This is a genomic window from Vibrio sp. 10N.261.51.F11 (assembly GCF_041471665.1).
Lineage (GTDB): Bacteria > Pseudomonadota > Gammaproteobacteria > Enterobacterales > Vibrionaceae > Vibrio > Vibrio crassostreae_C.
Genome location: NZ_JBFROW010000108.1, coordinates 1 through 9,865, shown reverse-complemented (window position 1 = coordinate 9,865; position 9,865 = coordinate 1). Strand labels below are relative to the sequence as shown.

Below are 9,865 nucleotides of genomic sequence, written 5' to 3'. Positions count from 1 at the left end.
ATTTAAATTATTATAGTATACAAACATATACTTTCTGTAAGTACTAGTTTAACAAATAAAACTCGACTATGTACTGTCGTATGGTGCAAAAGTCGATAAAAAACATCATCGTAAACATTATTATATTCAAAGTGACATTTCCCTCGACGCTAACGCCATAATATCAAAGAGAATATGTGTCACCAAACTGTAAGATGACTTATCGTTCAATACGAGTGTAATCTTTCTATGCTCTCCATAACATAAATCCTCTATAGCGTATGTATAACGCCATAGAGGATTTCATAACACTTACGATTTACTTCAATCATATCCATCCGTATCGACAGGTAGCGAGTATATGTAAACCTTGTCTGCAATCTTTTTAGCCGTATAATCATTTATTTGGACAGTAGATTCATTGATGACAATCAAAGCATCAGTATTCACTGGAATGTCATCGTAAATATAATCCAGAGATGAAACTTGCTTGGCATAGTTAAACTGAAACGATGACCAAAATAACGTATTCATCAAAACTCCATATCCGTTAACTTGCACAATGGCGACTTCCTTACCCTCCAACTTCTTCAACTCACTCTCTATTTTCTCACTCTTAATATAATCAGCAGTAGCGTTTGCATGATGATATCTCTTTGCCATTTCAACATATCCAAAGTTTGAAAGCATTGATATAAAAAGGAGGACAGAAAAAAATAACTTCAGATTACTTTTCACAAAAGCTGTAAGCGAAAAAGCTATAATCACTATAAATAAAATAAGCGAAATAATGGTCGGTGATAATTTTAGAAACCAAGCAAACTGTATGTTATCTGTGATAAATCCGACATTGTCGCTATTATTATATACGAACAATACGCATAAAACTGAAATCAATAGAATATAAAGCAAAAGAAAAAAAACAGAGCTTTTACTTATAGTTAAACGTAGCCTTTCATAGAAAACAAAAAATGAAATTATAAACAATGGATATACGTAATAATAATATCTGGCATGTATACGAGCATAGTGCTCCATAGGACCAATATCCGTGGTATATTTGACAACCATCGCAAAAACTGACGCGAAAAAAAGCAATGTCAATAAAGAAAAATTCAACAGCTTATCTTCGTCTTTACTTGAATCACTATAATTATGATTCACTAAATACCAAAGAATAAAAAACAAAGGTATCGAGTATGAAAACAAAATTGTAAATATATGACCAGTCGCATTGATAAAAGCAGCATTTAAATCGAAAGCATGCTTAATATCAGTTACATTTGAATATACGCCAAATGAAAGACTTCCACCAAAAATATAAGACATGATCACTATTACAACAGGTATAGTAAATATCATTAGCCCTAACTGTTTTAAAAAAACCAATGCTTCACTATGTCTATTCTGATTTAATCTAACAACTATTATCATAACAAGAAAAATGACCAGTGAGACAATCACAGATATAGCGTGTGGTTTTGTCAAAAACAAAAGACCGGTTAGTAAAGAAAATGATACTGTATATACGGATGATTTTCTATTAAATGCTCTCATGGCAAACATAATTAAGAATAGAAATATGGTTGCATACATAGACTCAGGCATTACGGACAATGAATAATTGGAACCAGGTAATAATGCAATTAAAATAATACCAAATAAACGATATTTACAATTCAGGTCCTTTAATATGTAGTATGCGGGGATTATAGAAAGTGTTAAAAGAAAAACATTTATTATTTTTATTACGTGTAAAAAATCAACAAAATAAAATGAAGAAGATATTAACAGCGGATATAAAAAGTTGGGAATATCGACTGTGTGAGCCATTTTTTCCGATTGTATGTGATAAAAATCCCCATACTGATGGAAAGCATAAGCCATCGTCTTATATGACAACTCATCACCAAATATGAAAGGTTGGTTAAAACTATTTGCCACTAAAAGTCTAAACAAAAAAACCAAAACGAAGATGATAGAAAGAAATAGCAGTTCTTTATTTTTTTTTATCATGTTTGTCATTTCTCCATGATACACTATATTGTACTCCTTGATAATTCTGCTTTCACTGTATCATTAAAGTAAAATCATTCAATGTATTTATAAATAATAAACAGAGCATATTAATACGAATAAAAACCTTGTTTAGTTTTTCTACCTAACCTTCTAGCTCTTACATATTTTTTCAACAACGTGTGTGGTCGATATTTAGAATCTCCAGTTTCTGTATATAAAGTACTTAGAATAGATAATACAACGTCATTTCCAATCAAATCAGACAAAGCAAACGGTCCAATAGGGTGATTAGCCCCTAATTTCATAGCAGTATCAATTTCCTCTAAGTCGGCGATTCCCTCAGCGTATATAGAGATAGCTTCATTAATCATCGGTATCAACATTCTATTTACTATAAAACCTGGTGCTTCGTTTACTATAACTGGATGTTTATTAATACGTAAAGATAACGATTCCGCTTGGCGAATAACATCTTCACTTGTAGTCAAACCTCGCACAATTTCTACCAAATTCATAATAGGAGCAGGATTAAAAAAATGAAGCCCTACAAATTGTTCAGGAAAATTTGTCTGTGCGGCAAGTTCAGTAATTGAATAAGACGAGGTGTTTGTAGCTAGGATAGCATTTTGATCTATATATGGAGAAACCTTCTTGATAATTTCTTTTTTAACATTCATATCTTCTGAAACAGCCTCGATAACTATTTCGCTTCCTATGATAGTATCAAAACTATCTGACAATGTTATTTTTGATAACACTACCTTTGAATTAAATTTTTCAATCCCTAGCTTTCGTTCAGTTTTCGTAAGCTTCCTACTCAAAAATTTAAAACGAGCATTTAACTTATCGACATCGCGAGCTAACCAATTTAATGTCGTTACCTCGTTTGCAAATTCGTTATTTAATATTGTTTCAACTATACCAGCGCCCATAACGCCGTTACCTATGACTGTAATTTTCATTTGGCCTTCCTGAATAAAACTACACTTTCTATAAAAGCATTATATGTTACATTGGTTCTTCTTTCATAAAGAACTTTCCCTTTATGAGGCTTATTAGATAAATAACAATCTTCAAAAGTAACCAATGATATTTTACTTGATAATAATAAACGAAATAAAATAAAGGGAGACAAACCTAACCAAGTTTTCTTTTGACTTTTATAAGCAAGTAAATACTTGAGATCTAAAAAATTGAATTTAAAACTAATCTTGGATTTCTTTTGCGTGTCCATAACTTTCATTACACGAAACAATGGACTGCATATATTATACCCATTATAAAGTGGAAACTGAAAACAGTTAACTGTTTCAGTTGTAATCAGTTTTGAAACTAGCCAACTTATGGCATCATGGTCTTGATGGCCGCCTTCATAACAAGGAAAATATACACTACTTATAGTCTTGTCTTGAATAATATTTTTCAAACCATTGAAGGCTCTATTCATATTTAAATATAGTTGACCGTCAGAAATAGATAAGTCAGTTCCCAAGAAAACAACAGAATCAGAATTAACCTCTAAGTCTGTCAATACAGTTAAAGTTTCCCTATTTCGTTCTTCAGGTAACGCTTTTGCACCATCACCATTAGTTAAATATATAATCAACACATCAATATTAGATTCTATATCACTACGTATTTGGGGGATGCAAAAAAACTCATCGTCTTGGTGAGCCATTAAGTAAAGATTCATTAGTAAGCATCAAAGTCCATATAATTGAAAAATACATTATTACTAGAAATAGATATATCATTCTCAAACAGATTTTTATAAATAAAGTTCAATGGTGATGGTTTTAAACGTTCTGGTAATGATATGTACGTACTACTAGCATCATCAGGACAGAGAGCCAGTATCATCTTTAACCTAACTAGATCAGAAAGTTTCCTTTCAGATTCTAACTTTCTGACACTACAATCACTATAACAACAACCTAGGTTATCAATAAAACCATATTGAGTAGGAGCTACAAACCTAGTTATCGAATCGCTTTTTGACACTAATTTAGAAATATTATGAGGATTACTCATTCTCCAGTCTAACGCCTGTTCACTCCATGTTGGAAAAAACATACAACTAGTTTCCAATTTACTTTTTGTGATATTTTTGAAGTAATCTCCGAAACCGATTTTAACATCTAGTGGCCCAACTAGGTCAAATCGAAGTAGCTTAGTAAACAGTCGAGTGCTCCTCGAGTTTGCAACACCACAAACAAATTTATAATTTAAATCTTTCGCTGAGTTATACGTTTTATTAGCTAATTTTTTAAACAATCCTCGACCTTGGAAAGCTGGATCCGTTGCAGTATTCAATGACAGTAAGCCATTGCTTTTTTCTCCGGATACATAAGCCTGTAAAGGTATGCATGAGTAATGCCCGATTAACTCCCCATTGCAGTATGCATTGTATCCGATGGCATCTCCTACTGGATTACAAAAATATAGCCATTTCAGATATTCATATGAAAATTTGTTACTACCTGGAAAACACAGTTCTAAAAGTTTGACTGTGGCATTTATTTCGCCAGCGTTATTTTCGATCAATTTGTAAACTATTTCTTCATTCATTATATACCCAAATTTTAGATGTGATATAACCGATAATTGCGATAACTGGTAATGTTATTATCTTAGCAATCACAATATCAAAATTACTGACGCTAATAATAGTATGTATCAGTAATATTGTAAGAAGATAATTAACGGCAACCACAATCATAAATTTTGCAAGGTTACTCTTTGTTGGTGTGGATTTAAATGTTAAATATGTATGTAAAAAGTAGTTAACTAATAACCCTAATAAAAACGCTAAGGTTATAGATATATTATCGTTAATTAACAAGTATTTTGACAATAATATTAATGACAATACATCAACTATCGCCGACACACCTCCTACAACACAGAAAATAATAAAACTCCAATTCATTTTTAATATTTCAAACGTCATATTTAACACTTGGGCTCTCTATACTTAATGAAAAATGGTCGATTCCTAGTTATGCTCACTTAATGGTTCCTTAGGTATATTACTCATATCATAATTGAGCCCATTTAATAGTAACTGAAAGCCCATTATTATTGGTAATACTGCAATCATTACTGTTCCTACGCTTGTATTTTCATTGTCTATATAGGAATTCGTCCAATGTATAGATCCCCAAACAACGCCGAAGATGTAAAGAGCCCAGCCAATAACAAGCTCCATACTGGCTGCATTGAAATCTCTGAGGAAGTAATTGTAAAATATTCGCTTGAAAAAACATTTTGTATACAGTGGAGGAAATTCTAAAAGCACTTTTTTTATCGACAGGTTACTTTCTTCTTCTTCATACACTGAATCCATAGCTATATCCTTAACTACAGCTCGAATAGTACCTAAGCGAAAAAGCATGTCGCTTTCGAAGAAATAACGATTACTAACTTTTTCTAATGGCAATAAAGATAAGGCTTCTCGGTTTATAGCTGTATATCCGTTAGTTGGGTCCATAATATTCCAATAACCACTTGATGCCTTATTCACAAATGATAGACATGCGTTACCTATTTTTCTCACCGTTGGCATATCCATTAGAGACTGTAAACTAAAAAAACGACTCCCCTTAGTATAATCAGCTTTACCATCCAAAATTGGTTTTAAAAACTTTGGTATTAGAGATGGATCCATCTGTCCATCACCATCTATTTTAACTACGATATCGACCTTATCTTTTAGCGCGTTGCTATATGCTGTCTTCACAGCTCCTCCAACGCCAAGATTCAAGTCATGATAAATTATTCTTACTCTAGGATCATGATTGTTATCCATAACAAAGTCTCCTGTTTTATGAGGACAACAATCATCAACAACATAAATTATATCAACTTCATTACCGATAGTCGAAATAACATTCATGATATGCTTATCTACCTTGAAGCATGGAATTGCTACTGCTATTTTTTTACCACTTAACATTCGTATACCTTATAAACGTGCTTTTTAGATTAAAGGAGAATATAGAAAGCTGCATTGTTGCACCTATTATGACCTTAGTTTAACGTTGAGTTTATCATTAACGACCCTATAATATTATGTAGTCGAGTAGCAACAATGTCATAGCTATGGTATGACTTCCAATTATTAGCTTTATCTATATCCCATTCTAGATTTCCGTTCATAAATGATTTAATCCCTGTTGCTATTTCATCTGGGGATATCCCATTCAAGTAAATAACTGCATCACTAACGTCATCAAATATATCAAGCGGCGTAACTATAACCGGGGACCCTGAAGCGAGCGCAGTGCGTACAGCCGCACTTGACGACTCACCAGTTTGTTGATAAGGCATTACGATAAGGTCTGCTTGGGAAAGCAATTCAATGGACTCTTCTTCTTCAAGATAATCGTTTATAACCCTAACACGATTTCCTATATTAAATTCTAGAACCAATTTATTAATTTCAGATATAAACTCAGCAGAAGATGGGTGTGAGTGCTCAGCATTTAACAGTAATAGTTCTAGATCTTCATCTAAATCACAAATTTTATTAAATGCTTCAATCAACTCAAGAATACCTTTATGAGGTAGAGCAAAGCCATAAGTAGCAACTATTTTTTTCTTATTTTCTGATTTGTTTAACTTATTACCGTTTTCTTCTATTAGTTCAATACCATGTGGGAATATACAAGCATTTGATATAACTCCAATGTACTTCAACCGATTCAAGTCCTTTACAGTATGAACCATAACCCGATCACATAATTTTAAAACGTCTGAAATATTCAGTAGTCTTTTTTCATAACTTGGATCTTTGGTAGAATGTAACATAATTACAACGACTATGTTTCGATGTTTCAACTCTTCAATTAAATTAGTGAGAGCATTGTAATCATAAAAATTGTAATTCATTTGTATAATTACGGCTGTAACTTTGGAATCTAAAATACTTTGTTTTAGGTTCTCTAAATCATCACGGTTATTGTTCTTCCAGCATCTAATAATATTAGATGCTTCCTTAGTTTGAATATCATCTTCAAGTTCGGGAGCAAATACTGTAATGTCAGACTCAATCTTATGCACAAGGTGCTCAGAATAAGATGCAATACCACACCTTTCATTCCAGGTACTAACCCAACCAATATGCAGATTTTTATTATCAAATTTAGATGCTTTGATTTTATCTACATAGTTAATGAGATTCAGTGCTACATCTTCCCATTTAAACCTTTCGTTCAGTAACTTAAGTGCAGCATCAATTTTTTTCTTAATCTCTGACCTATCGGTATAATAAACTTCTAATAATGTCTGAGTAAGGCTTTCTAGATTAGGCCTCGCCCACACAGAGTTAGGTATATTAAAGTGGCTATCTACAGGCTCGAATTCATAGTTTATCAACCATGCTGTTTCGGAATTACAAAAATCTAGTTGCCCGCCCCAACTATTAGTAACCACGCCAAGTCCACTATAAATAGCTTCAGCCATAGGTAAACCAAAACCTTCAGCTAAACTTGGTGCAACTAAAATATCGCAACTTTCGTAGACAGCTTTAAGTTGAGCTTCAGTAATATCATCAAAAATTACAACAACATCTGGGAATCGTGGGTTATCTTTACGTCTCTGTTCTAAATCTTGAATAAGCGTATTATGCGGATTTTCGAACGTTTTAATAACTAAGCTAACATCATCTTCTTTAGTAAAAGCTTTGCCAAAAGCGTCCAATAAGATGTTAACGCCCTTTCTAGGAAAACACGATGAAACATGCAAGAACCTAAAAGCTTTACCCTCAACAGAGTAATCTTGATCTGGTTGAATTCTCAACCAATGGTCTGTTCCACAGCCACTTGTAATCATTGGTAAGTTGACACCATTGTCGATCATAATTTTGCGAACATGTTCAGATAGGCACGTCATGCCACTAAGATGATTATTAAACTCCTTGACCCAATGTTGAGGAAAGCCAGACTCTTCCCAAGCATAGTGGTGTAATAATTTGATCTCGCCATTCATTTCGCTAACACGTGGTGGATACAAATTCCTAGAAACAACTTCATTAGTTTCCATTTCGTTATCCATTAAGCTTTTCTGATATAAGGCATTAATGTCTGGTGTTTTCTGTAAAAACTCTAAATTTGGAATGAAGTCGCCAGGACCTTCTGTTGAGTGCAGCACGACATTTTGCCCTAATGCATCTAATGCTCGTGCCGTCTCGCGATTTAACAAAGCTAAACTATAGGAAGAATCAAAGGGACCTTCAATTCTCCAGTTCAGCTTTTCTGTAGGAACCCTTTTATCCAGTCTAATTTGATTAGACGAAATACACTTAGATACGCGTATTAAAGTTGTATCGTCAAAATTGTATTCATTAGCGAGCTGAGCTATCTCTTCAATCAGCATTTTATAATCTAAGTGAGTCACCTCATTATGATGAGTTTCAATAGATTCTATAGTTTGCAAAAGTGTTTTAGCTGTATAATCCCATGAAAATAGCTTTGTTCTTTTTTCTGCATGTGCCTTAAGCCAAGATCTATAGTTTTGATCAGTCAAAGCTCGTTCTAACATTGGATATAGAGAATCAACACTATTAGGGTCAAACATTGCAGCGTCATCTCCCATTACTTCAGGGAGACTGGTTGAATTAGAACAGATCGTAGGGATGCCACAGGCCATTGCTTCTAAAACAGGAAGTCCAAAGCCTTCATGTTTAGAAGGAAATACAAATAGATAAGCATGGTTATATAGTTGTACTAGTTGTTCGTCAGTTATATAACCTGAGAATACAATATTATTCTTATTGATACCAAGTTTCTTTACTTGCGTCAGGATTTTTATTTTATCATGTTCATCATACTTTCCTACTAACAAAATTGAATGTTTATCGCGCAATGAAGATTTTAATCTAGCGTAAGATTCTAGTAGAAGTGAAAGGTTTTTCCTTGAGTCCAAGGCCCCAGTATAAAGTATATACTCGTTATCGACACTTAAAGAAGAAAGAATACTATTTTCTAAATAATCATCACCTAGAATTTTAAACCTGTCATCGACCGCAGAAGAAATGTTAACCAATTTTTCTTCATTAATATCCAATAATTTTCCAAATTCTTCCGATACACTTTCTGATATGGTAAATATATGATCCGAACGAAAAATTGATTCACATTTTCTATTATACCAACTTTGAGCCTGTTCAGTACCAAGATAATTATCTTTATCGGTCAACGGTATGAGATCATAACCTACTATGCCTGTCGGTATTTTTGTTCGACCGCTAACTGATGCAATAAAGTCTCCATGCGTACCTTCAATCAATGATGTTACTAATATATATTCTGGTTTAAGCGACTCTATAAAATTATCACGAATAAGTTCTGACACAAGAATTTCACCTTGATGTTCGGGAACTAGTTCTGATATATTTTTTAAGGTATCGAAGTATTTGATATCTACATTACAATCACAATCTCGTAGAGTCGAGACTACATCATCCAACTCCTCGCAGTTACTTGAGTTGAACAACACAATAAACTCATGATTTGTTCCTAGCTGTAGTATAGATTTTGTTAATTCTAGCGAATATCGCCCAATTCCTCTATAACGACTTTGAGTTTGCTGGGCCTGTAGATCTATAAGTATTTTCATTTTTTAACCTTTGCCATCATTACTTTTAGATCGTTATAGATCCTTTGTTCTTTAGTATTTAAATATATATTTGTTGATACTTCGATTTCCGAACTTGAAAGCATTGCGCGATGATAAACACCTCTAATATATCTATTTTTACCTAAACACTTCTTTAATAAAGCTAGAGCTTTAGGGTAGCGATGTAAAAAAAAACCCAATTTCCTTATAATTCTTAATATTTTTTCTTTTTTGCTTATATCTGCATTCA

General features: G+C 33.0%; 8 protein-coding genes. All 8 read right to left on the bottom strand.

Translation table 11 applies throughout. The features are described 5' to 3' along the window. Positions 1 to 303: 303 nt before the first annotated feature. Positions 304 to 2,019, bottom strand: a complete 1,716-nt coding sequence (locus AB4351_RS21920) for a hypothetical protein (protein ID WP_372127185.1) — start codon at positions 2,017 to 2,019, stop codon at positions 304 to 306. An 86-nt stretch (positions 2,020 to 2,105) separates the two neighbouring features. Beyond that, positions 2,106 to 2,960 (bottom strand): 3-hydroxyacyl-CoA dehydrogenase family protein, encoded by an 855-nt coding sequence (locus AB4351_RS21915; RefSeq protein ID WP_372127184.1) that lies wholly within the window; start codon positions 2,958 to 2,960, stop codon positions 2,106 to 2,108. Continuing rightward, a complete protein-coding gene (locus AB4351_RS21910) occupies positions 2,957 to 3,676 on the bottom strand; it encodes a PIG-L family deacetylase (protein ID WP_372127183.1) in 720 nt (239 codons plus the stop codon). Before AB4351_RS21910 ends, AB4351_RS21915 begins: the two co-directional genes overlap by 4 nt. A 14-nt stretch (positions 3,677 to 3,690) precedes the next feature. Then, positions 3,691 to 4,566, bottom strand: coding sequence for a GNAT family N-acetyltransferase (locus AB4351_RS21905; RefSeq protein WP_372127182.1), 876 nt, complete (start codon positions 4,564 to 4,566; stop codon positions 3,691 to 3,693). Beyond that, entirely contained in the window at positions 4,559 to 4,948 is a 390-nt protein-coding gene (locus AB4351_RS21900; RefSeq protein ID WP_372127181.1) for a GtrA family protein, read from the bottom strand. The genes AB4351_RS21905 and AB4351_RS21900 overlap by 8 nt, the downstream gene beginning before the upstream one ends. Positions 4,949 to 4,993: 45 nt before the next feature. Beyond that, a complete protein-coding gene (locus tag AB4351_RS21895; RefSeq protein WP_372127180.1) occupies positions 4,994 to 5,953 on the bottom strand; it encodes a glycosyltransferase family 2 protein in 960 nt (319 codons plus the stop codon). Positions 5,954 to 6,027: 74 nt separating this feature from the next. Then, entirely contained in the window at positions 6,028 to 9,615 is a 3,588-nt protein-coding gene (locus AB4351_RS21890; RefSeq protein ID WP_372127179.1) for a glycosyltransferase, read from the bottom strand. Continuing rightward, positions 9,612 to 9,865 (bottom strand): hypothetical protein (locus tag AB4351_RS21885; RefSeq protein ID WP_372127177.1); only part of this gene is annotated, 254 nt, incomplete at its 5' end. The genes AB4351_RS21890 and AB4351_RS21885, both read right to left, overlap by 4 nt.

Bases quoted from the DNA above. Each gene is read 5' to 3' on its own strand.
- AB4351_RS21915 (WP_372127184.1), bottom strand. From the start codon at position 2,960: ATGAAAATTACAGTCATAGGTAACGGCGTTATGGGCGCTGGTATAGTT.
- AB4351_RS21910 (WP_372127183.1), bottom strand. From the start codon at position 3,676: ATGGCTCACCAAGACGATGAGTTTTTTTGCATCCCCCAAATACGTAGT.
- AB4351_RS21905 (WP_372127182.1), bottom strand. From the start codon at position 4,566: ATGAATGAAGAAATAGTTTACAAATTGATCGAAAATAACGCTGGCGAA.
- AB4351_RS21900 (WP_372127181.1), bottom strand. From the start codon at position 4,948: ATGACGTTTGAAATATTAAAAATGAATTGGAGTTTTATTATTTTCTGT.
- AB4351_RS21895 (WP_372127180.1), bottom strand. From the start codon at position 5,953: ATGTTAAGTGGTAAAAAAATAGCAGTAGCAATTCCATGCTTCAAGGTA.
- AB4351_RS21890 (WP_372127179.1), bottom strand. From the start codon at position 9,615: ATGAAAATACTTATAGATCTACAGGCCCAGCAAACTCAAAGTCGTTAT.